The organism is Paraburkholderia aspalathi (assembly GCF_900116445.1).
Taxonomy (GTDB): Bacteria; Pseudomonadota; Gammaproteobacteria; order Burkholderiales; family Burkholderiaceae; genus Paraburkholderia; species Paraburkholderia aspalathi.
The window spans coordinates 49,427-69,864 of sequence record NZ_FPBH01000031.1; the positions used below are offsets into that span (position 1 = coordinate 49,427).

A 20,438-nucleotide genomic window follows, 5' to 3' on the forward strand; every position below is an offset into this window, starting at 1 on the left:
AAATGAACGCCATGCACGCAATGCGCGACACGCGAGGCTTCGCGTTTGAATCGACGCTGAGCAAAGTGGCGCGCGTGCTGACCGGGCAATACGGCGTGACGGTCGCCTTCAGCCCGGATGGGCCGCGTGTGGAACCCGGCCGCATCGTGATTCCCGACTACGAGCTGAGCGGCGGCGTCGAGCGCGACGTGCTGATCGGCTATCTGGATCTGCTGGTGGCACGCGCCAAACATTCGTCGCTCGCGCAGATGGACGCGCTGCCGCCGGGCGTGGCGGCGAATCTCGCGCAGGTGATCGAGGATCGCCGCGTCTGCGTACAACTACTCGACGAGTATCCGGGCGCGCGCTGGTTCATCGGCAAACTGCGTGTGCATGCCGCCGAGCAGGCGCGGCTGCGCTGGCCGAAGCTGCATTGGCGCGACCGGCTGGTCTGGCTAGTGGAGCGCGCGCTGTGGGACGAACAGCCGACCCGGACCGAAGCGAGCCATTCCCTGCTGGCCGCGCTGCACGCCGCGCAGGATCTGCTGGACGAGTCGCGCAGAAGCCGTTCGACCGCGCAAAGCATCGCGGCCGCGCAGGCGTTGGTGGCGCGCGTGCGGGCTTTATCGGCGGGCGATGTCAACAGCATGGTGTTCACCGCGGATCCGGTTGAAGACATCGACACGGAAACCGCCACGTCGTCCTCGGCGCCACTCAACGACGACACCACCCTGCCCGACCAGGACAACGCAGCCTCACCGCCGTCCGATAAAAGCGGTGGCGCACAAGCGGAAAACGCGGTGGGCATGGGGCAATCGCTAGCCGATGCGCAGCAAGCGTCGGCACGTTCCGAAGACGAAGCCGGCGTGGTGCCAGACACCACCCGCGCGCGACTATCGATTCCTCTCGCCACCGAATTCGACGAGATCACCGACGTCACCGGTCAAGGCGACAGCGCGACATGGCGCGAGCTTCGCGCGCAGGCCCGAGCGGACACCGCGCCGCTCAAGGAGAAACTCGAGCGTGCGCTGAGCGCCGACGAACGCACCCGTTGGCGCCGCGAACAGGAACGCGGCGAGATCGACCGCACCGCGCTCGCCAAACTGGCGACCTCGCCCGGTTACCGCACGCCGTTTCGCACGCAGCGGGCAGCCAAAGGGCGCGACGTCGCCGTGAGCTTGCTGATCGATCGCAGCGGTTCAATGGCCGGGCGCAAGATCGAGCTAGCGCGTCTGTGCGCGACCGCGCTGTGCGATGCGCTGACGCAGTTATCGTTCGACTGCGAAGTGCTTGGTTATTGCTCGCTCGAGTCCGCGCCGATGAAGCAACTGTATGAGCGGCAACTCGCGGCGGGCGCGGATTTGCAGCGCTATAACCGCTTTGTCGAGCGGCTCGATCTGAAAGTCTACAAACGTTTTGGCTCGATCGATCCAAGCGGGATCGCCACGATCGATTGCGGTCACGAGAATCCGGACGGCGAGGCGCTCGCCTGGGCGGCAACGCGGCTTGCGGATCATCAAGCCGAGCGGCGCATCCTGATTGTGTTCTCCGACGGCTATCCGTCGACCGGCGATGGCGACCCGCAGGTATTGCGCCACGATCTGCGCGAACGCGTCGCGGCGATCCAGAAACGCGGCATCGAACTGCTGGGGATCGGCGTATTGACCGACGCGGTCGAGGACTTCTATCCGCACAACGTGGTGGTGAGCCGCCTGGCCGAATTGCCGTCGACGGTCTTCTCGGTGTTGAGTTCGATGCTGCTGACGCGCTAGCGCGCTTACGCCAGTTGCGGCCTGAACGGATACTGATCGATCTCCCCGCCCCGCGCGACCACGGCCGTGCTCTCCGGAATCTCTTCCCACCAGCCAGGCAAATCCGACAGCGGCTCCGACAAGACCAGGAAGGCGTCTTCACCCGCTGTCGCGATGCGCGGGTCGTCCGGATACAGATCGTGCAGATGCCGGAACGAGGTGCTGTGGAAGAGCGAGCGCGACTGCCCTTCGCTCGAATAGCGAACCGCGACGATCTGCTCGCCGTCGGTGGCGCATACGGTCATGTTCAGCGGCTCATCGACACCGTGTTTGCGCCCGATGTCCTCGACAAAACCCACCATCCGCTCGAGCGCGGTAACCGGCGCGAGTTCGAGACCGAAAGTCAGCGCGAGAAAAAACAGCACCTCGGAATCCGTCGAACCTTCGATTGACGGGAAAAACTCGGGATCGATCGCCAGCATCAGATCGCGGCGTACCAGCGGAAAGTTACGCACCAGCCCGTTATGCATGAAGAGCCACCGCCCGTACCGAAACGGATGACAATTGGTTTCCTGCGAGGGCGTACCGGTGGCCGCACGAATGTGCGCGACGAACAGCGGCGCGCGGATCGCCCGCGCGGCCTCGCGCAGATTGCGGTCGCTCCACGCGGGGTGGATGCAGCGATAGCGAAACGGGATGTCGGTGGGATGACCGTACCAGCCGATGCCGAAGCCATCGCCGTTGGTGGTGGTCTGGCCGAGCCGCGAATGCAGACTCTGGTCGATCAGGGAGTGTTTGGCGTTGAACAGCACCGTTTCGAGTTGCAGCGCGTTACCGGTATAAGCGAGCCAGCGGCACATGAGTTCCCCTCCGGTTGCGACGTAATGCGATGAATTGCGACGAGATGTCTGACGAAACTCGCGCGAGCCTCGATCAGGCTCACGTGCCGCCGACCGCTATTTGACCACGGGTTGCAGTTGAGCGATCGGTGTCAGGAACTCCGAAAAACCGGTCAGGATAATCTGCACGCCAATGCACAGCAGCAGAAACGACGAGACGCGCATGGCGACCTTGGTGCCGTCCACGCCGAGATACTTGGCGAACACCACCGCGCGGCTGTAGATCAGATACACGGTGGCCGCCACCAGAATCGAGATCACCACCGAAGCGATGCTCGACAGCACGAACGCCGAGAGCTTATGCGTGCGGTTCGCGGTCAGCGCGACCGCGGTAGCGATCGAACCCGGCCCGGTGGTGAGTGGAATGGTGAGTGGGAAGAACGCCTTCGACATGGCGTTATCCGCGTCCACGCGCTTGACCGCGGGTTGCTCGGCCGGTTGCGTGTCGGGCGCGTTGAGCATCTGCCAACCGCCGACCGCGACCGCGAGGCCCCCGCCGATGCGCAATGCCTCCATGGAAATGCCGAAGAAATGAAGAATCGGGGTGCCGACAAAGAAGGCGACAAGCAGCACGCACATGACGTTGAAGGCGATCTTCTTCGCGAGCGCCGTGCGGTCTTCCGTGGTGAGCGATGCGGTCCGGTCGAGAAAGACGAATGCCATGCCGATTGGGTTGATGATGCTGATCAGCCCGGTAAAGCCAAAGAGAATGTCCGAGATCAGACTTTCGACCATATGCGATCCGTTTCGGGCAGCGGCGCGGGCGGGCCGATCGACTGACCGCCCACCAGCGCGCCACGCCAGGTTGAAGTGCCGGACGCCTTCGGGCGGTCCAGATTGCTGCTCGCGTTGCGTGGCTCAGATGATATCGCGGCGCGGCACGCAAATTGGCGAAAAACGGGGCGATGCACACAGCGCGCGGCGCTGCACCGCAGCAGACGGGCGTAGAAAGATGCGCGCACAACTTTCGAAAAGCCTACACTTTTTTGACTTACTTTACGTAACTGAAGCATCAGGCATACAGTCCCCAGCGAAGCCGCACTTTCAACGAGACGTACTTACCGGTTCGAGGAGTCGCCCCTATGTTGCTTCGTGTACTCGCTGCGCTGCCGTTCATCGGCATTCTGCTCGGCGTCCCGTTTGTGAATCGTGTCGAGCCGCTGGTGCTCGGTATGCCGTTCGTGCTGGCCTGGATCGTCATGTGGGTGGTGCTGAGTTCGATCATCATGGCGATCATCTACCGTCTGGACCCGAGCAACCGGCAGCTTGCCACGGATGCCGAGGAGGTCCGACCATGAGCGCACTCGTCATCATTGCGGCCATTACGCTGTTTGCGCTGTACCTGGGCGTGCGCGCGCGGCGCGGCCACGACATGAGTCTCGAACAGTGGACCGTGGGCGGCCGCAGCTTCGGCACCGCGTTCGTGTTCCTGCTGATGGCGGGCGAGATCTACACCACCTTCACCTTCCTCGGCGGCAGTGGTTTTGCTTATGGCAAGGGCGCGCCGGTCTACTACATTCTTGCCTACGGCACGCTCGCGTACATCCTCTCGTACTGGATGCTGCCGCCCATCTGGCGCTATGCGAAGAATCACCATCTCGTCTCGCAGCCGCACTTCTTCACGCGCAAGTACGACAGCCCGGCGCTCGGCACCCTCGTTGCCCTGGTTGGTGTGGCCGCGCTGATTCCGTACCTCGTGCTGCAACTCAAGGGACTCGGCATCATCGTGGCAACGGCCTCGTATGGCGCGATTTCGTCGACGGCGGCCATCTGGATCGGCGCCGCGGTGGTGACGGCTTACGTGATCGTCTCCGGCGTGCGCGGTTCCGCGTGGAATTCGGTGGTGAAGGATCTGCTGATTCTGGCGATCGTGCTCTTCCTCGGGATTTATCTGCCGCTGCACTACTACGGTGGCTTCGGCGAGATGTTCCACGCCATCGACGCGGCGCGCCCGGGCTTCCTGACCTTCCCGGCCAAGGGCTCGAGCGTGACCTGGTTCCAGTCGACCGTGCTCCTGACCGCGCTGGGCTTCTTCATGTGGCCGCACACGTTCGGCTCGATTTTCACGGCGAAGGACGAGCGTATTTTCCGCCGCAACGCGATGGTGCTGCCGCTGTATCAGTTGATTCTGCTGTTCGTATTCTTCGTGGGCTTTGCAGCGACGCTGAAGGTACCGGGCCTGAAGGGCGGCGACATCGACCTCTCATTGTTCCGTTTGTCCTTGCAGACTTTCGATCCATGGTTCGTCGGCGTGATCGGTGCGGCCGGGATTCTGACGGCGCTGGTGCCGGGTTCGATGATCCTGACGTCGGCGTCCACGCTGCTTGCCAACGACGTGTATCGCGGCATGGTGAGCCGCAATGCCTCGGACGCGACGGTGGCCAACCTCGCACGCATCCTGGTGCCGGTGGTGGCGCTGGTGGCGGTGGGCTTTACGCTGCATGGCGGTGAGACGATCGTGGCGTTGCTGCTGATGGGCTACAGCTTCGTGACCCAGCTGTTTCCGGCGGTGATCTGCAGTTTGCTGCCGCACAACCGGGCGACCAAGTACGGCGCGTTTTGCGGGATTCTTGCGGGCGTTGCGGTCGTCACGGTGACGACGACCATGCATCTGAGTATCGGGCAGCTGATGCCGTTTTTGCCTGACGCCCTGAAGGACATCAATATCGGCTTCCTGGCATTGGCTGTGAACGTGATTGTTTTTGCCTTGGTGAGCGCTGTGACGCAGCCGCGCTCGGTCGAGCAGACTCACGCGCCGGTGCATTGAGGTTTTCTTCGTATCTTTTGTATGGCAGTTGAAGGGGCTGGTCGCTTTGCGCGCCAGCCCCTTTTTTTCACGAATCGCGCTAGACTTCGCCCGAATTGAAGTCGACCGAATCGAATGAGTATGCGGAGCGAATGAATGGACTATCGTCTTTACTACTCGCCGGGCGCGGCAAGCATGGCCGTTCACTGGATGTTGATTGAAATGGGCATCCCGTTCGATGCCCAGCTTGTCGATATCGACGCCGGCAATCAGCGAAATCCGGACTATCTGCGGCTGAATCCCGCAGGCCGCGTTCCCACGCTGGTAGTCGACGGAACGCCGCGCCACGAGTCAGCCGCGTTGCTGATGCTGCTGGCCGAGCGGCATCCGGAAGCCGCCCTCGCGCCGGCGCCGGGTTCCGCCGACCGTGCCGCGTGGCTGGAACGGATGATCTATCTGGCTAACACGCTGCTGCCCGCCATGCGCGACTGGTTTTACGCGGACGTCGACGGCGAGCCTGCCGGCGCCGCAGCAGTTCAAGCACTCGCGCGGCGCCGCATCGAAGAAGCCTGTGACCAGCTCAACGCCGATCTCGCCGATGGACGTGACTATCTGGTCGGCGGCAAGCTCAGCGCGGTCGATTTCCTCGCGGTCGTCGTGATGCGCTGGACACGCAACATGCCGCGCCCCGCTCTCGGCTGGCCGCATCTCGCCCGCTATATCCGCGGGCTGCGGGCGCTGCCCTCGTTCATCGAATTGAATGCGCGAGAAGGGCTTACCGAATGGCGCAATCAGGATGATTGATGCGCGTGCAACTAATTTTCGCTCGTCGTCGGTTAGCGTGACCGCGTAACTATGAAAAACGTCAGTTAGTTCGAGTTCGCTCGCGTGCCGACGATCACGATGCCGCGTGAAAGCCCGCTCACGTTGTCGACCGCTTGCGCCCCTGCGTACAGTTGCGTAACCGGTACCCAGACTGCTGGATACTTGTAGCGCGCTACGTCCAGAAGCAGCGCGCTGTCGCTCGCCGCGTCGTAGGCGGCGAGGGGTGACCAGTGACCGCCCCCTGCTTCGCCTATCTCCACCCGCCTGAAGTTCAATAAGGCAAAGCGGTCGCTGTGACCCGTCGTGTCACGAATCAGATCGCGAAACTGACCGAGCGTCAGGTCGCCGGCATGGAATTTCCTCACCTCGACAGGAAACGCGCTTAGGGCCGTGCTGAGCTGGTCGAGCGTCATGCCCTCCCTCGATACTCGCGCGGCGTTGGCCACCTGCGGATCGACGCTGCGAAAAAAATCCTCTTGCGAGAAGTATGGGAAATCCGGGTACAGCGTCGACTCGGGACGGCGAATGCCCAATGCATTGAGCGCCATCACCGAAGTCGCGACCGAACAGTAGGCTTCGTTGCGCTGCGTTTCGAAGTACTGCGACAGCGGCCAGTACGACTGGTTGTGGGCAGCGTCCATCAAGCGCTTCTGGCCAGCCGGCTGTGTCAGCGCGATCAGGTTCGGCGGGACGGGCAGCGGCCCGTCGGCTGCGCGCGCCGTGCCCGCTGCGGGGGCTTGATGCGCGGTTTGATCCGAGGCTTGATTTGCAGCCGGCGGCAGCGGCGCGCAGGCCGTCAGTGTTGCCGTCAGCACAACAACAATCAACTCAGGCCGGCTTACGCGCTCAATGGCGCGCATCAACGAATGTCTGGACATTAACCCTTCCGCTGCGGATGACTTCGGAACGACTTCGGCCGTGCCGATGCGTTTTTCATCCCGCATCGGCAAGCCCCGATTTTTTAACACGAAACGGATCGGCGCGTGAGTTCGCGGCCCAGAAGCAGTCGAACTGAATCGCCTCTGTTCGATCTGATAATATATACCCCCCTAGGGTATTTTCGAGAGCATTCATGGGCCACACGATTCGGGAAAAACAGAAGCTTCTCAACCGCGTTCGCCGCATCAAGGGGCAGATCGAGGCCATTGAACGCGCGCTCGAAGACGAACGCGGCTGCGCCGATGTCCTTCAGCAGATCACCAGTTGCCGCGGCGCGATGAATGGTCTGTTGGCGGTCGTGCTCGAGGACCACATCAGAAACCACCTGGTGGATGCGCATACTGACGAAGACCCTGCTGGCAGCGCCACCGAACAACTCATCGAAGTCGTTCACAGCTATTTCAAGTAAACCGGAGCAGGACATGAGTGACTTTAGAAACGCTGCCTTCGGCGCGGGACACGATCATATTTTTCTGGGCGCCGCCCATGAAAAGAACGAACGCAGAACATGGGCGGTGATCGCTTTGTGTGCCGTGATGATGGTTGCCGAAATCGTCGGCGGCAGCCTGTTCGGTTCGCTGGCGCTCGTGGCGGATGGCCTGCACATGTCGACGCACGCGGGGGCGATGCTGATCGCGGCGCTCGCTTATACGTATGCGCGCAAGCACGCGAGCGACTCACGCTTTGTATTCGGCACCGGCAAGCTAGGCGACCTCGCGGGATTCACGAGCGCCATTGCGCTGGCCATGATTGCGCTGCTGATCGGTTATGAAGCTGTGTCGCGCTTTCTCTCGCCGGTACCCATTCATTTCGGTGAAGCGATTCCGATTGCCGTGGCCGGGCTGCTGGTGAATCTGGCGAGCGTGTGGCTGCTGCGTGGCGATCATCACGGGCACAGCCATGGACATGGACATGGGCACGGACATCACGCCCATGGGCATGAGGATCACGATCACGCGGAGGGTCACGCTCATGACAATCGCGGCAACCACGCTCACACAGCCCATCACGATGCCGAAAGCGCGGCCCAGCGGGACCACAACATCCGCTCGGCCTACATTCACGTGATCGCGGATGCCGCAGTGTCGGTACTGGCCATCATCGGCCTCGTTCTCGCACGTGAATTCGGCTGGCTCTGGATGGACCCGCTCGCCGGCATCATCGGCGCGCTGGTGATCGCAAACTGGTCATACGGGTTGATGCGCGACACGGGTGCGATCCTGCTCGATATCAACCCCGACCAGCGCATGACGGAGAACGTGCGCCACGCCATCGAAGACAACGGCGACAAGGTGCTCGACTTACACGTGTGGCGCGTGGGGCCTGGTCATATGAGTGCGGTAATATCCGTCGCGACCCAGGAAACGCGCCATGACTCGCGTTTCTATCATGCGTTGCTGAAACGCTTTAACGGACTCTCGCACGTCACCGTCGAAGTCAACCCAACGGAACAAATCGCCTGAAGATGGCAATTCAATCACCCTGCATCGACATTTGCAAAATCGACGGAAAAACGGGCTTCTGCATCGGATGCCTGCGTACCCGTGACGAGATTCGCGAGTGGAAAAACATGACCGACTACCGGCGCCATCAGGTTATCAATGACGCTTTGCGCCGCAAGGCCAAGGTGAAACCGGCGGTGCCTGAGATACCGGAAACGCCGGAGACGCAAACGCCGTAAAGACGCCAGTCAGTTCGCCTGATCCGCGAACGCATAACTGTTCTTGCCATTGCGTTTGACCCGGTACATAGCCTCGTCGGCCGCGGCCACGAGGCGATGGTAATCGCCGACGGAATCCGGAAAACTGGCGATACCGATGCTGGCGCGGACCATCCCGACCCCCATCGCCAGGTCCGTCTGAACCACGCAGGCAATCAGCCGCCGGGCGATTTCGCCGAGCTCTGCATTCGTCGAAAATTCGCGAACCAGGACGGCGAATTCATCGCCGCCGATCCGGGCGACGACATCGACTTTACGCACCGACTCACGAAAGCGTTTCGAAACCGCGATCAGAAATTCATCGCCGACACGGTGACCGAGCGAGTCGTTGACCTGCTTGAATCCATCCAGATCGATATACAGCACGGCAATTTTGGAAGGCGCGGCGCGCGCGGACAATTTCGTCGCCGCCGCTTCGAGCGTGGCAAACAGCTTGCGCCGGTTCGGCAAGCCGGTCATCGCATCGTGCAGCGCCGCCCATTCAAATTCGTGCGACTGCCCTGCCAGCAGACGATTCCGTTTGGCGTACATCCCCAGCGCGGTGATCAGCATACAGAACAGCAATGCCGCCGACGCGATCAGCGTGCGCGCAACGTGGGCAATCCTCACGCGCACGTCGGCGCTATCGGCGTCGCGCTGCGCCCGCCACCAGGCCGACACGTTACCCAGCATGGCGTCCGTGTCGCGCAGATCGGCGGCGGGTGTGAGTGAAGCTGGCGGCAGACGCGGCGCCGCTGACGGACTCTCGTTTACCAGCGCCGCGAGCGACGCGAGACGATGGGCGAGTTCGGTTCGTGCCTGCCGATACCCGGCGGCCTTGGCTTCCGTGGCGTCGGGCAACTGTTGCCAGACGCCGACCAGATTCCGGGCGCCTTCCGCCCGATCGACCGCTTCGAGAACGAGCCCCGCATATTCCTGCTTCAACTGATCGGAAAAGATCGTCCGGATTTGCAGCGCCAGATACAGAAGGCCGATCAGCAGACAAACCAACGCGGCGGCGGCGATCGCAGCCGGGCCCGGCCTGAAGCGGATCGCGAGCGCGCCTCTGCGAGCGGCGCGGGGGGGACGCGTCCGCTCAGGGATGGGAATAGATGTCTTGCCGGTTTCCGGTGTCATGCTGGCGGTAACTTACGCGACGAAAGAACGAACCCATCCGGGCAAAAAGACTGCCTTTGTGCCTGGCATTTGCCGCCGAAGTAGCGCGACGATCCTGCTGCGCGAGACGCGCATCCCTGCCGGGCCGGCCGGACGCCAACTGCTGAGGCGCAGGATTGGACGGCGCCGCAGCAGGGGCGGACGACGCGGTCGGGGCGGGTTTTGCATCGGCCACGACGGTTTCGCTAACCGTCGGCGCCGGGAGTCGCGTGACTGGACCGGACCAGGAGGCCAGTTTTCCGCCCTCTTCGCCGTCCGACGCTGCCGTTGCTGCCTGCGTTTGTGCTGTTGCCGGCGGATCTGCCGTTGCCTGCGTGCCCGTGGTCGCCGACGCAACTGCCGTTGCCTGCGTGCCCGTTGTCACCGGTTTAACTGCGGGCGCCGGCATACCACCCGCTGCCGCGAAAGTTGCCGGTCGTGGCGTCACAATCGATTTCACCAACGCCGGTGCTGCAGCCGCTGACGCAGCCGTGCCGAGCGCCTGCCGCGCATGCGCCATCGCCTCGGCATACGCTTGTTGATCGTGGTTGAACCAGACACCGTAAGCGACCGTACCCACTACGCCCAAAGCCAGCGCGCTTGCCGTCGCGACACACAGCGCAAGACGTCCGAATCGCACAGGCGGCGCCGCAGCCGGCGGTTCAGCGCCAGAATCGAAGCCAGTATCCGGGCTTTCTACGGCAGATTTTGAAAATTCGGTATCGTTGAGCATCGCAATACTCTCCGGAATCCTCACATGTCTGACCCGTTGGCAGACATTGTTCACACGATTCGGCGGGGTCGATCTGGCGTTGTTGGAAGAATTTTTCCCGCTCGCCGGGTAGCGACAACACAGCAATGCTGCGCTTTAAACGCGAGCTTTGCGAGTCCGCTTTGCGTCGATGAGACAGGTAAAAGATTCAACACCGCGTATATCCACAGGCTGGCCCGCGAGCGTTTGCAGGCCACTTCCAGGTGGGGGCTGGAGCCGGCGATGGAGGCATGCACGGCAGCTCTGCATCATGCAATAAACACGCCTGTCTGGAACGTGCTCATCGGCAGCGACTGCTTAAAACGCCATGCATGCTCAGTGGGGCGCAGGACGCCCCACACCCGATCCGTCACCTATTGCACGGTGATCGTCTCTTTCATATTCGGGTGGATACCGCAAAACACCTTGTAGACGCCAGGCTTGTCGAACTTGAACTGGAACGTGTCGTTCTGATCGAGCGCGGCGGAACGGAACATGCCCGCGTCGTTCACGACCGTATGCGGCTCGCCGTCAAGATTTTTCCACGTCACCGTCGAGCCGGCTTTGACCGTGATTGCCATCGGCGAGAACATGAAATTCTTGATGACCACGGCGTTCGGCGTTTCTGCCCGCGCAACGGAAAGTCCGGCCGACGCGGCGATCAGCGTCGAACTCCCGAGCAACACGAAAAACGTGCGACAAATAGTTTTAGTTTGCATAACTGATCTCCTGCGAAAGAAAAAATTCTGAAATCAAACAAGTGTCGTATCGGCAAGCGTCGCCTTGAGCGGATGACGCACGATCTTGATGCTGGTCACGCCGAGCATCTTCGGGAGCTCATCGCTCGCTACCGTGAGCGGACCGGGGCCGGGACCGTTGCCGGCGGTCGGCTGCGGATAGGCTGTCGAGCGGGCCGTGTGGAAAGTGATATTGCCTTCCACCTTCGACACGATCTGGTGAATATGGCCGTTGAGCACGGTCACCGAGCCGAAGCGCTTCAGATAGCTCATGGCCTGACCGGCATCGCCTGTGCCCCAACCCCACGGTTCGTAGATCGTCCACATCGGCATGTGGGCAAAAACGACGATCGGCGTGCTGGACGAGCGGCCCTTCAGGTCGTTTTCGAGCCAGGCGAGTTGCTCGTCGCCGAGACCACCGAGGCCGTTAGGCTTGAAATGCATCACGTTGACGAGTGCCACGAAGTGCACGCCGTTGTGATCGAAGCTGTAATAGCCTTTGTTGTCCGAAGCCTTGCCGAAGCGGCTGAAGTATTCGGTTCCGGGGCCGTCCGTCACGTCATGCTCGCCGGGCACGGTGTGGAGTTCGGTGATATTCAGACCGGACATCAACTGCGCCGCGAGATCGAACTCGGCCGGCTTGGAAAGATGGGTGATGTCGCCCGTGTGGATGGTCAGCGCGGGCTTGACCGGCATGGCATTGACGTAGTCGATCGTCTGTTTGAGCGTGCCCGCGACGTCCGGGTTGGCTTCTTTATTGAAGCCGATATGCGAATCGCTGATCTGGAGGAAAAGCGGCACGCCCATGGACGTCGCGGACGATTTCGCGTCGGCCGCGAGAGCCAGCTCCACCGGCGTAAGAATGCCGCCGGCAAGAACGAACACTGTACCTACGCCGCCGAAAGCGAGACATTTCAGGGCGCCACGGCGTGAAGGGTTAAAGGCAGGATCGGATGAATGATGTGACGACATGTTGACCTCACGATAAGGACTCGCAGGCAAACCGCGGGATCATCCGGCGGGCCACACGACTCGGTTCATCTGGAAGACTGGCGTGCCGCCGGTTTTATTCCCGGGACAGAAAATTAGTGCTGGACGGCCAATCCAACCGCGCAGGCTGATATGGCGCATGCCAGGGTAAGTATGGGAATAGCCGCGCCGCGGCGGCGGTCATGCAGGTGAGAGAACCTGAAAGGAGTAGCTATCATGGACATCATCGACATGGCCCGTGCCTCGGGCATGGCAGTCACCCTCGAGGGCAGGATTGGCCGCGAGGAATACCAGAGCGTGTGCGGTTCGCTATCCGCATTGCAGCGATTTGCCGAAGCGGTGCGTCAGGGCGTTGTTCAACAGAGCGGACATCAGACACGCGCCGTCGCTCCTCACTCGCAGAGCGTGAGGAGCGTAAGGAGCTTGAGAAGGCCGGCTCGCCCACATGCCCGACGCGATTCGAGTGCGGCCTCCCCTGCCGCTTCCGAGCATACAAACTGAAAGGAGAATAATGTGCGACCGGAATTGTGGCCCGTTCTGCGCCGCCTGCAACTCGGATCGGGCGTGATGCTGCTTATTTATCTGTTTTTGCACCTGGTCAATCACGCGCTCGGAATCTGGTCGCTCGACCTTGCCGGGCGCGGACTGACGTTCGCCCTGTGGATCTGGCATAGCGTGCCCGGCACGATCCTGCTGTACGGCGCGGCTCTCGTCCATTTCGCGTTAGCCGTGCGCACGATTTACGGACGTCGTCACTGGGTGCTTCCACCCGCTGAATGGATCCGGTTGTGGGCAGGACTCAGCCTGCCATTGCTGCTCATCCGGCATGCGGTAGCAACGCGCCTCGCGACGTCGCTGTATGGCTTCGAGCCTAACTACGAGCGGATCGTGATATCGCTGATCACGAGCGGCACGCAGGGTCTGCAACTTGCGCTGCTCGCGCCAGGCTGGATCCATGGCTGCCTGGGCGTGTGGTTCCGGTTGCGTCACTACCCGGCGATGCAACGCGCGAGGCCCGCCCTGCTGGCCCTGCTCGTTGGTTTGCCATTGCTATCCGCCGTCGGCTTTCTGCGGATGAAGCAAGCCGTCGTGGCAATGCATGTGGTTCTCCCCGCGCCTGATTCGAAACTGGTGATGCACCAGCTTGCACTCGATACGTGGCGCCACAGTCTCGTCTCGCTTTACCTCGCCGTGATCGTCAGCGCGCTTTTAGCGGGTCTGTTGCGGAATTGGCTGGAGCGCCGCCCGAGTTCGGCCTGAGCGAAACCGGCATTCGCCCGCTTATCTACGCGGATGCGGATGTCAAAGCACGGTTGAAAAAGCGGCGCTCGCCCGATGCTGCAGACGTGCCGTGGCCCGCATCGCATGAGGATGCGGGCCACGGCCCTGCCCTTTACTACGGCCCGTAAAGCTACGGGCTTTCCAGGCTTATTGCCCTTGCTGCGCTTGCGGCTTCAGCTTGAACTTGCCCTGATAGCGGATCGTCGGACGCAGCGACTGGGTCGTCGGCGCGGTCATCAGCAACTGACGCGCAAGCGGCGTAGCCGTCGGGCTAAGCGAGCCGATACTGGTTGCCCGCGACGGATCCGCCAGACCGTTCTTCACCAGCAGCTTGGCTTCGAGTTGCAGGCTGGTCAGCAAAACCGGATCCTTCAGCGCGTTCCCCTGCGCCAGCAACTGACTCCACGCGTTGTTGCTGTAGTTCGTCACGTAGTAGTCGAGACCGCTCGGATCCGCGAGCACCGCGGAACAGCCGTTCAGGCGCACCTGCATTTGCGTGTCCTTCATCGCAACCGTCTTGCGCGATGTCAGTCCGTCACCGTAGGCGAGCGTCAACGGAATGGTCCATTGCGTGCCGGGATACTGATTCTGGTTCGGGAATGGCTGCTGCTTGAGCGTGACCACGGTCTGATTGGTCGTCAGATCGCACTGGGTGTCGAGCGACAGCAAAGGCACGCCGGTTTGCCGCACGAAACTGTCGCCGATCGCGACCATCGGCTCGCCGCTCGCCTTGGCCAGTTCGTCCCACAAACGCTTCGGCGTGCCGTTGCCGAGCGCATAGTCGGCCAGATACGACTGCAGCCCCTTGCGCAACACGTCCTCACCGAGATAGTTCTCCAGCATCTTCAGCACATGGCCGCCCTTGTCGTACGTAAAGGCGCTTGCGCTCAGCACGAAGTCGTTCGAGGCCCAACCGTTGAAGTTCGGCTGCACCGGGAACGCAGTGGATTTCAGATCGGCGTTGATCACCGCATACTTGTTCTTCACGTCGTCGACCCAGCTGAAGCGGTCCGGGAAGAAACGCACCTTGGTCTTGTTCTCGAAGAACGTCGCGAACGATTCGTTCAGCCACACGTCGTCCCACCAGTCGAGCGTGACCAGATCGCCGAACCATTGGTGCGCGGCTTCGTGCGTCAAAACCGTTACCCCGTAATCGGACATCGTGGTGCCGGGCGCCGGCAGAATGTCGTCGGCGAATTCGAGAATCGCGCCCCAGTTCTCCATCCCGCCGAAGTTCAGATCCTTCTGCTCCTTGAACGCGTCGTTAGCGGCGATCGTGTCGAACTTGGTGAGCGGCAACGGAATGCCGGTGTAGCGATAGTAGTAATCGAGTGCCTGCTTGGTCTGCTGCATGGCCGGTTTCGCCCAATCGCGCATGCCGGGTGGCGTGAAGATGCGCAAATGCAGACCCTTGTGATCAGGCAGCGGGCTCGAGAAGTCGTCTTCGAGAATGTCGAACTGGCCGCCACCGAAGAAAAGCAGATACGAAGGCATCGGCGGCGTCTTTTCGAACGACACCAGCTTGTAGCCGCTGTCCACATTCACAGCCGGCTTTTCCGCCGCGTTCGAGACGACGTTCCAGTTCTGCGGGACTTCCGCACTCACCTCGTAGGTGGGCCGGAAAGCCGGTTCGTCCCAACCCGGGAACCATTGGCGCGCGAGGTTCGACTCGCCTTGCGTGAGAATCGCGCCGCTCGTCGTGCCATCGGTCGACTTCAGGTCGACGCGGAACACGCCCTCCGCCGCGGAGCAACCCGGATAGGGATCGTCGCCGCAACTGCCGCCGGTCTTGGCGACCGGGTCGTCATAGGTCTTGAAGTTGATGATGCCGCTCCACTCCATGTGCAGCGAGTAGTTGCCGGCGGCGATCTGCCCGCTCACTGGCCGAAGCTGATAGAAATCGCCGTCATCCTGCGGCGTAGCGATCAGCTGGATGTTGCCTGGCTGCAGCGTGATCGTGCCGTTCGTGAACTTGATGCGATGCCCGGCAATCGTGATCGCGTTGACAGCCTTCAGCACCTTGATCTGGACATCCGCGCGGCCATCGAATGAAGAGAGCGCCGGGTTCGGCCGGAACCACAGCTTGTAGTTGATCGGGGTGACCGTATCGGGCAATTCGACCGGCGGTACGCTCTTGTTGATCGATGCGTCCGCAACGATCGGCGCAGTGGGCGGCGCAAGTGCCACCTCGGAGGCGGCGGCAGGCGTCTGGGCGGACTTGCTCGAGAGCGTCGACGAGCTGTCTGAACCGCCGCAGCCCGCCAGGACCATTATTCCGGCTAAGGCCAGGCACTGTATCTGCAATCGGAAATTTATACGCATAGTTAATCCTCGACTGACAAAATCGGCATAAAGAAAGTGCGATGAGTGCTTAAGCTGTGTTTCTCTGTTTTTTCAGCACAAAAGGTCTCCCGCACTAGCGCCGGATTGCTAGCGAGAATATATGGACGTGTTACTGCCTCAGCACTTGTGGCTGATTTTCGAATTACGCTTCCTGATTATTACAATACTTTCAAAAAGACGACGTGAGCCGTCTTTCTGCAGTTTCATGCGATCGCCTGACTGACGGACAAAACGGTGGCTTACCTGCGTCTCCGAGCAGGTGGACAGGAACCGGGTCAGTTTTTAGCGACAGTGCGTAGCCTAGATTGGCAAACGTTCTCGTGTCAACTTCCTTTCACAATCTTTCCGAAATGAGTGCGCGGCGTATGCAGATCGAATGGATGTGGTAATAGGCAGAGTTAATCCTCTAAAGGCGGGATACGCGCACATTTCTACGAGAAACTTTATTTTATTGCAGTGCGGAGTGTGCTATTAGACGTGGCGACAGCCAATGTTTTTAAAATTAACTAGCTGTTGAGTTCACGAGAGAAAATAAACCCATTAGCGAATAAAGCGACCGCAAATCGGCATCGCACTCAGGCGCGCATAGAACGACGACTGGCTGCCGCGGACGTCGGCGAATTGATCGGCCGCCAACGCGGAGCCGGCGGCGGCGCCGATCGCAATCAACACGATCGCGATTCGGCGCAGACGGCCGGCACGACCGATCAACGTACCCGACACGCTACGCCAACTAGCGAGCAAGGTCATGGCGAGTGCAACGATTGCGCAGCACATGGTCGTGTCTTCAGTCCAGTTGAGCCACGAATGCGTCGAGCTTGTCCAGTGCGGGGCTCCAGCCGTTCTGATGAGCGTCGCGTTCGAACTCGTCGAAGAACTGCGCATGCGTGAGAGTGAGCTCGGTGCCGTCTTCAATGGGGCGCAGCCTGATGGTGACGAGCGATCGTTGCTCGGGCGCGGTGACCCACTCCCACGTGAAGACGAGCTTGCGATCCGTTTCGACTTCCAGGTATCCGCCGCGGCAGTCGTGCGTTTTGCCGTCCAGTGTCTGGAACACCACGCGAAAGTGGCCGCCCACGCGCGGATCGGCTTCGGCGCTGAGCACCGGCCCCGCGTCAGGCCCCCACCAGCGCGCCATCAGTTCGGGTCTTGTCCACGCGGCATAAACTCGGGCTGGCGGGGCTTTGATGCGCCGCACGATAGTCAGGCTCGGCTTTTCCTGGGTCATTCCTCGTGTCCCTCCACAAAATCGGCAAGCCGGTCGAGGCTCGCGGACCAGAAGCGCTCATAGCGCCTCAACCATGCCATCGCCTCCTCCATCGGGCCTGGAACCAGATCGACCGAAACAGTCCGCCCGTTCTTGCTACGCGCCACCAGACCCGCGTCGCTCAGCACGTCGAGGTGCTTCATGACCGCCGGAAGCTTGAGCGGCAGCGGCCGCGCGATCTCCGTAATCGACAGGCCGGGCTCCCGCTCGAGGCGAGCGAGGATGGCCCGGCGTGTGGGGTCCACAAGGGCGGAAAACGTACGATCGAGTTGACTGACTGGAGACTTTGCCATATGGTGAACTATAGGCAGTGAACGAACAGTGTCAAGATTTTTTGTGAGCGAGCCACGGCGCACGCACTCCCGTTTGCGGGCCATCACCAGTCCGTTCTAGACTGCGGGTCGGCCACATTCGAGGGGGCAAGCCGGTATGGACATTCTTCAAGGCATGGCAGTGTTCAAGCGCGTCGTCGATGCATCGAGCTTCTCGAAGGCGGCTGATTCGCTGGAGATACCGCGCGCGTCGGTGTCGACCCTCGTGCAGAATCTGGAGAGCCATCTGGGGGTGCGCCTGCTGAATCGCACCACGCGCAGCGTGCAGGTTACGGAGGACGGCGCGCTCTACTACGAGTACTGCTCGCGCATTCTGGCCGAGGTCTCCGACGCGGAGTCCGCGTTATCGAACAAGCGGCTCAACCCACGCGGCACGATTCGCGTCGACACGTCGGCCACGTTCGCGGCCAACGTGCTGCTGCCCGTCATGCCTGATTTCAATGCGCGCTACCCCGACATCACCGTGAAGCTGGGGCTGGCCGATCGCAACGTCGACCTCATTCAGGAAGGTGTCGATTGCGTGATACGGATCGGTGTTCTCGACGACTCGAACCTCGTCGCGCGACCGATCGGCAGCGTCCGCACGACCATCTGCGCGGCGCCGGCGTATCTCGATCAAATGGGCGAACCCACCACCCCCGACGACCTCGACCGTCATCGTGCCGTTAATTATTTTTCCGCGCGCACCGGACGCATCTATCCATTCGAGTTTGAAGTGGATGGAACGCGAATCAGAAAAACGGTGAACGGCATCATCGCGGTCAACGAGGGGCTGGTGTATGTCATGTCCGCGACCGCAGGTTTGGGGATCATTCAGGTTCCGCGTTTCATGGTCGCCAAGGCGATTGAAGCCGGCGCATTGCGCGAACTCTTTAGCGCCTACCAATGTCCGTCCTTGCCGCTTTCCTTGCTGTATCCGCACCGTCGGCTGAGCATGTGCGTGCGGGTATTCAGCGAGTGGATTCACGAACTCGCGCAGAATAATCCGGACCTCAACGGTTAGCCGCGCGCTTAATCGCGTATCTCGCATCGCGCCCGCGCCACGGTCACATCACGTCGACTCGATCAATCCGCAACGCTCCAGCTCCGCCGACAACGCTTCTGCACTGACAAACCGATATCCCTGCAGACCGGCGTGGCGTGCGCCGGCTACGTTGGCATCCGTATCGTCGATGAAGAGCGTTTCGGCCGCAGGAACACCCAGTTGCTCCACACAACGAAGATAGGTTTGAGCGGCTGGCTTCGCTGCGCCGAACGCAGCGGACGCATACACGTGAACACCGAACAGTTGCGCGACGGGTGGATTGAGAAAGCCGATATGGTCGGTGAGCAGACGGCAGTTGTTGGTGAGCACGGCGATCCGGTGATATTCGGCGACGCGTTCGGCGAGCGCGAGCACTTCTTTATTCGGCGTGATCGATGCGTGGCGCGCGCTCAGCCAGTCTTCCCGGCTGACGGGATAGCTCAGCAGTTCGCCGAGCGCGGCCAGATAGTCGTCCTCGCTGATCTGCCCAGCGTCGGCACGAGCTTCGAGCCCGGATCCCCAGATCGCGTCCCGCACAGCCTCCGGCGTCTGCCCGGAAATTGCCGCGAGACGATCGACCCGCGCCGAACGATCGTAGTGGGACAGAACACCCTCCATGTCGAACAGGACCAGCGTGATGGATGCAGTCATGCTGTCGGCCTCGCATCGAAAGCTTCTAGAAATGAACATGCCATCCGACTGTAGGCCATCGGACGACGATCTTTTTCTATTGTGCCTCGGCTAGCCGGCGACGCCATGCGCCGCATGAACGAAAAGAGATCAAGCATACAGACGCAATCCGCCGCCAGGCGGAGACCTTGGGCAGCGCGCCGAGTTCACAGCAAAAATTTATCGAATTCGCAGTCAGAATTTTTACTCTGCCTCGACTAAAGCACGCGTAGACTTTTGCGGCGAGGGATTTAGCGTGAACGATATCAATTTCGAATGCACTGCGTGCGGCAAATGCTGCCACGATTTGCGCCTGGCGCTGACAATTGCCGAGGCTATCGCCTGGCTGGAGCGCGGCGGGCACATGGAACTCATCTGCGAGGCCATACCGTGGCCCGTCGAGCCCGAGCCGGGCAATGCACAAGCCGAGTACAAACGGGCGCGTTCTTCGCCTGCAATGAGCGGAAGCCTGCCGGTCCGTATCTCGATCGTTCTCGCCGCGGCGTTCGATGGAGCCTGCCCCAACCTGGGCGCCGACATGCGTTGCGGCATCTACGAAGAAAGACCGCTGGTATGCCGGATCTATCCCGCTGAAATCAATCCTTTCGTCGTGCTGACACCGGAAAACAAGGCGTGTCCTTCAGATGCGTGGCAGAAGACGCCGCTGCAAAGGCAGGGAATCCTTGTCGATGCTGCGACCGTCGAACGGGTCGAGCAGTCGCGTCGCGCGAATCAGCTCGAGGCGCCGCTGCGCATGCAGGTATGCCTCGAATTGGGACTGAACCATGCCGCGCTCGCGAACGAAGGCTTTGTCATGATTTCGCCGGATAGCGAAGCGCTGTTGACTTCCCTGCGCCATGTTCGCGCGGCGCCGGAATCGCAAGACGCAGCCGCGCAATGGACGTTTGTGTCGAATCGGGCGGGGACCCTGGAAACGCTTCTGTCGGTGGGCGCCATCGGTCACTTCGCTGAGCCCACCGCTGCCGGCAATTCCCGGTATCACGGATTTTTCCCGCCCTCATAAACGCAGAATCATCCGCAACTTCCCGCG

At 61.3% G+C, this 20,438-nt stretch carries 22 protein-coding genes; 10 read left to right on the plus strand and 12 right to left on the minus strand.

The window, feature by feature from the left end:
* The first annotated feature begins 2 nt into the window (after positions 1 to 2).
* Complete coding sequence (locus BM438_RS35045; RefSeq protein WP_093644255.1) at positions 3 to 1,751, plus strand: cobaltochelatase CobT-related protein; 1,749 nt, start codon at positions 3 to 5, stop codon at positions 1,749 to 1,751.
* Between the two features lie 5 nt (positions 1,752 to 1,756).
* Here the strand turns inward: BM438_RS35045 and BM438_RS35050 are convergent, their stop codons facing one another.
* Together BM438_RS35050 and BM438_RS35055 are read right to left on the minus strand one after the other, a co-directional pair.
* A complete protein-coding gene (locus tag BM438_RS35050; protein WP_093644257.1) occupies positions 1,757 to 2,590 on the minus strand; it encodes a class II glutamine amidotransferase in 834 nt (277 codons plus the stop codon).
* Between the two features lie 96 nt (positions 2,591 to 2,686).
* Complete coding sequence (locus BM438_RS35055; protein ID WP_093644259.1) at positions 2,687 to 3,364, minus strand: MarC family protein; 678 nt, start codon at positions 3,362 to 3,364, stop codon at positions 2,687 to 2,689.
* A gap of 347 nt (positions 3,365 to 3,711) precedes the next feature.
* Between BM438_RS35055 and BM438_RS35065 the strand changes: the two genes are divergently transcribed.
* The 3 genes from BM438_RS35065 (at position 3,712) to BM438_RS35075 (ending at position 6,179) form a co-directional block, all read left to right on the plus strand.
* Complete coding sequence (locus BM438_RS35065) at positions 3,712 to 3,927, plus strand: DUF3311 domain-containing protein (RefSeq protein WP_093644263.1); 216 nt, start codon at positions 3,712 to 3,714, stop codon at positions 3,925 to 3,927.
* Positions 3,924 to 5,396: a sodium:solute symporter family protein gene (locus tag BM438_RS35070; protein WP_093644265.1), complete on the plus strand. Its 1,473-nt coding sequence runs from the start codon at positions 3,924 to 3,926 to the stop codon at positions 5,394 to 5,396. The genes BM438_RS35065 and BM438_RS35070 overlap by 4 nt, the downstream gene beginning before the upstream one ends.
* Positions 5,397 to 5,531: 135 nt before the next feature.
* Entirely contained in the window at positions 5,532 to 6,179 is a 648-nt protein-coding gene (locus tag BM438_RS35075) for a glutathione S-transferase family protein (protein WP_093644267.1), read from the plus strand.
* 65 nt (positions 6,180 to 6,244) lie between these two features.
* Here the strand turns inward: BM438_RS35075 and BM438_RS35080 are convergent, their stop codons facing one another.
* Positions 6,245 to 7,078 carry a phytochelatin synthase family protein gene (locus tag BM438_RS35080; RefSeq protein WP_093644269.1) on the minus strand — a complete coding sequence of 278 codons (834 nt, stop codon included), beginning with the start codon at positions 7,076 to 7,078 and terminating at the stop codon, positions 6,245 to 6,247.
* Positions 7,079 to 7,272: 194 nt separating this feature from the next.
* On the opposite strand from BM438_RS35080, the gene BM438_RS35085 reads away from it, so the two are divergent.
* The 3 genes from BM438_RS35085 to BM438_RS35095 are packed head-to-tail and all read left to right on the plus strand — an operon-like array spanning position 7,273 to position 8,820.
* Entirely contained in the window at positions 7,273 to 7,548 is a 276-nt protein-coding gene (locus BM438_RS35085; protein ID WP_054035422.1) for a metal/formaldehyde-sensitive transcriptional repressor, read from the plus strand.
* Between the two features lie 13 nt (positions 7,549 to 7,561).
* Entirely contained in the window at positions 7,562 to 8,602 is a 1,041-nt protein-coding gene (gene dmeF / locus BM438_RS35090; RefSeq protein ID WP_093644271.1) for a CDF family Co(II)/Ni(II) efflux transporter DmeF, read from the plus strand.
* 2 nt (positions 8,603 to 8,604) lie between these two features.
* Positions 8,605 to 8,820, plus strand: coding sequence for a DUF1289 domain-containing protein (locus BM438_RS35095; RefSeq protein ID WP_093644273.1), 216 nt, complete (start codon positions 8,605 to 8,607; stop codon positions 8,818 to 8,820).
* Positions 8,821 to 8,829: 9 nt separating this feature from the next.
* Here the strand turns inward: BM438_RS35095 and BM438_RS35100 are convergent, their stop codons facing one another.
* The 4 genes from BM438_RS35100 to BM438_RS35115 form a co-directional block, all read right to left on the minus strand.
* Positions 8,830 to 9,975, minus strand: a complete 1,146-nt coding sequence (locus BM438_RS35100) for a GGDEF domain-containing protein (RefSeq protein ID WP_093644275.1) — start codon at positions 9,973 to 9,975, stop codon at positions 8,830 to 8,832.
* The gene (locus BM438_RS35105; RefSeq protein WP_093644277.1) at positions 9,935 to 10,726 is read right to left on the minus strand and encodes a hypothetical protein; all 792 of its coding nucleotides are present in this window, start codon (positions 10,724 to 10,726) and stop codon (positions 9,935 to 9,937) included. Before BM438_RS35105 ends, BM438_RS35100 begins: the two co-directional genes overlap by 41 nt.
* Before the next feature lie 392 nt (positions 10,727 to 11,118).
* Positions 11,119 to 11,463, minus strand: coding sequence for a cupredoxin domain-containing protein (locus BM438_RS35110; RefSeq protein WP_093644279.1), 345 nt, complete (start codon positions 11,461 to 11,463; stop codon positions 11,119 to 11,121).
* A gap of 33 nt (positions 11,464 to 11,496) precedes the next feature.
* On the minus strand, positions 11,497 to 12,453 hold the full coding sequence (locus BM438_RS35115; RefSeq protein WP_093644281.1) for a metallophosphoesterase family protein: 957 nt from the start codon (positions 12,451 to 12,453) through the stop codon (positions 11,497 to 11,499).
* A 585-nt stretch (positions 12,454 to 13,038) separates the two neighbouring features.
* On the opposite strand from BM438_RS35115, the gene BM438_RS35125 reads away from it, so the two are divergent.
* Positions 13,039 to 13,731 (plus strand): hypothetical protein, encoded by a 693-nt coding sequence (locus BM438_RS35125; protein WP_054035479.1) that lies wholly within the window; start codon positions 13,039 to 13,041, stop codon positions 13,729 to 13,731.
* A gap of 168 nt (positions 13,732 to 13,899) precedes the next feature.
* Here BM438_RS35125 and BM438_RS35130 read toward each other — a convergent pair whose 3' ends face one another.
* From BM438_RS35130 to BM438_RS35145, 4 genes are all read right to left on the minus strand, one after another.
* The gene (locus BM438_RS35130; RefSeq protein ID WP_093644285.1) at positions 13,900 to 16,074 is read right to left on the minus strand and encodes a M1 family metallopeptidase; all 2,175 of its coding nucleotides are present in this window, start codon (positions 16,072 to 16,074) and stop codon (positions 13,900 to 13,902) included.
* A gap of 561 nt (positions 16,075 to 16,635) precedes the next feature.
* Entirely contained in the window at positions 16,636 to 16,845 is a 210-nt protein-coding gene (locus tag BM438_RS35135) for a hypothetical protein (protein ID WP_143131816.1), read from the minus strand.
* A 37-nt stretch (positions 16,846 to 16,882) separates the two neighbouring features.
* Complete coding sequence (locus tag BM438_RS35140; protein WP_093644289.1) at positions 16,883 to 17,323, minus strand: SRPBCC family protein; 441 nt, start codon at positions 17,321 to 17,323, stop codon at positions 16,883 to 16,885.
* On the minus strand, positions 17,320 to 17,655 hold the full coding sequence (locus BM438_RS35145) for an ArsR/SmtB family transcription factor (RefSeq protein WP_093644291.1): 336 nt from the start codon (positions 17,653 to 17,655) through the stop codon (positions 17,320 to 17,322). Before BM438_RS35145 ends, BM438_RS35140 begins: the two co-directional genes overlap by 4 nt.
* A gap of 136 nt (positions 17,656 to 17,791) precedes the next feature.
* On the opposite strand from BM438_RS35145, the gene BM438_RS35150 reads away from it, so the two are divergent.
* Positions 17,792 to 18,697 carry a LysR family transcriptional regulator gene (locus BM438_RS35150; RefSeq protein WP_093644293.1) on the plus strand — a complete coding sequence of 302 codons (906 nt, stop codon included), beginning with the start codon at positions 17,792 to 17,794 and terminating at the stop codon, positions 18,695 to 18,697.
* Positions 18,698 to 18,745: 48 nt separating this feature from the next.
* Here BM438_RS35150 and BM438_RS35155 read toward each other — a convergent pair whose 3' ends face one another.
* Entirely contained in the window at positions 18,746 to 19,369 is a 624-nt protein-coding gene (locus BM438_RS35155) for an HAD family hydrolase (RefSeq protein ID WP_093644295.1), read from the minus strand.
* A gap of 274 nt (positions 19,370 to 19,643) precedes the next feature.
* On the opposite strand from BM438_RS35155, the gene BM438_RS35160 reads away from it, so the two are divergent.
* Positions 19,644 to 20,411, plus strand: coding sequence for a YkgJ family cysteine cluster protein (locus BM438_RS35160; protein ID WP_093644297.1), 768 nt, complete (start codon positions 19,644 to 19,646; stop codon positions 20,409 to 20,411).
* The last annotated feature ends 27 nt before the right edge of the window (positions 20,412 to 20,438 follow it).

Bases quoted from the DNA above. Each gene is read 5' to 3' on its own strand.
- BM438_RS35045 (WP_093644255.1), top strand. From the start codon at position 3: ATGAACGCCATGCACGCAATGCGCGACACGCGAGGCTTCGCGTTTGAA.
- BM438_RS35050 (WP_093644257.1), bottom strand. From the start codon at position 2,590: ATGTGCCGCTGGCTCGCTTATACCGGTAACGCGCTGCAACTCGAAACG.
- BM438_RS35055 (WP_093644259.1), bottom strand. From the start codon at position 3,364: ATGGTCGAAAGTCTGATCTCGGACATTCTCTTTGGCTTTACCGGGCTG.
- BM438_RS35065 (WP_093644263.1), top strand. From the start codon at position 3,712: ATGTTGCTTCGTGTACTCGCTGCGCTGCCGTTCATCGGCATTCTGCTC.
- BM438_RS35070 (WP_093644265.1), top strand. From the start codon at position 3,924: ATGAGCGCACTCGTCATCATTGCGGCCATTACGCTGTTTGCGCTGTAC.
- BM438_RS35075 (WP_093644267.1), top strand. From the start codon at position 5,532: ATGGACTATCGTCTTTACTACTCGCCGGGCGCGGCAAGCATGGCCGTT.
- BM438_RS35080 (WP_093644269.1), bottom strand. From the start codon at position 7,078: ATGTCCAGACATTCGTTGATGCGCGCCATTGAGCGCGTAAGCCGGCCT.
- BM438_RS35085 (WP_054035422.1), top strand. From the start codon at position 7,273: ATGGGCCACACGATTCGGGAAAAACAGAAGCTTCTCAACCGCGTTCGC.
- dmeF (WP_093644271.1), top strand. From the start codon at position 7,562: ATGAGTGACTTTAGAAACGCTGCCTTCGGCGCGGGACACGATCATATT.
- BM438_RS35095 (WP_093644273.1), top strand. From the start codon at position 8,605: ATGGCAATTCAATCACCCTGCATCGACATTTGCAAAATCGACGGAAAA.
- BM438_RS35100 (WP_093644275.1), bottom strand. From the start codon at position 9,975: ATGACACCGGAAACCGGCAAGACATCTATTCCCATCCCTGAGCGGACG.
- BM438_RS35105 (WP_093644277.1), bottom strand. From the start codon at position 10,726: ATGCTCAACGATACCGAATTTTCAAAATCTGCCGTAGAAAGCCCGGAT.
- BM438_RS35110 (WP_093644279.1), bottom strand. From the start codon at position 11,463: ATGCAAACTAAAACTATTTGTCGCACGTTTTTCGTGTTGCTCGGGAGT.
- BM438_RS35115 (WP_093644281.1), bottom strand. From the start codon at position 12,453: ATGTCGTCACATCATTCATCCGATCCTGCCTTTAACCCTTCACGCCGT.
- BM438_RS35125 (WP_054035479.1), top strand. From the start codon at position 13,039: ATGCTGCTTATTTATCTGTTTTTGCACCTGGTCAATCACGCGCTCGGA.
- BM438_RS35130 (WP_093644285.1), bottom strand. From the start codon at position 16,074: ATGCGTATAAATTTCCGATTGCAGATACAGTGCCTGGCCTTAGCCGGA.
- BM438_RS35135 (WP_143131816.1), bottom strand. From the start codon at position 16,845: ATGACCTTGCTCGCTAGTTGGCGTAGCGTGTCGGGTACGTTGATCGGT.
- BM438_RS35140 (WP_093644289.1), bottom strand. From the start codon at position 17,323: ATGACCCAGGAAAAGCCGAGCCTGACTATCGTGCGGCGCATCAAAGCC.
- BM438_RS35145 (WP_093644291.1), bottom strand. From the start codon at position 17,655: ATGGCAAAGTCTCCAGTCAGTCAACTCGATCGTACGTTTTCCGCCCTT.
- BM438_RS35150 (WP_093644293.1), top strand. From the start codon at position 17,792: ATGGACATTCTTCAAGGCATGGCAGTGTTCAAGCGCGTCGTCGATGCA.
- BM438_RS35155 (WP_093644295.1), bottom strand. From the start codon at position 19,369: ATGACTGCATCCATCACGCTGGTCCTGTTCGACATGGAGGGTGTTCTG.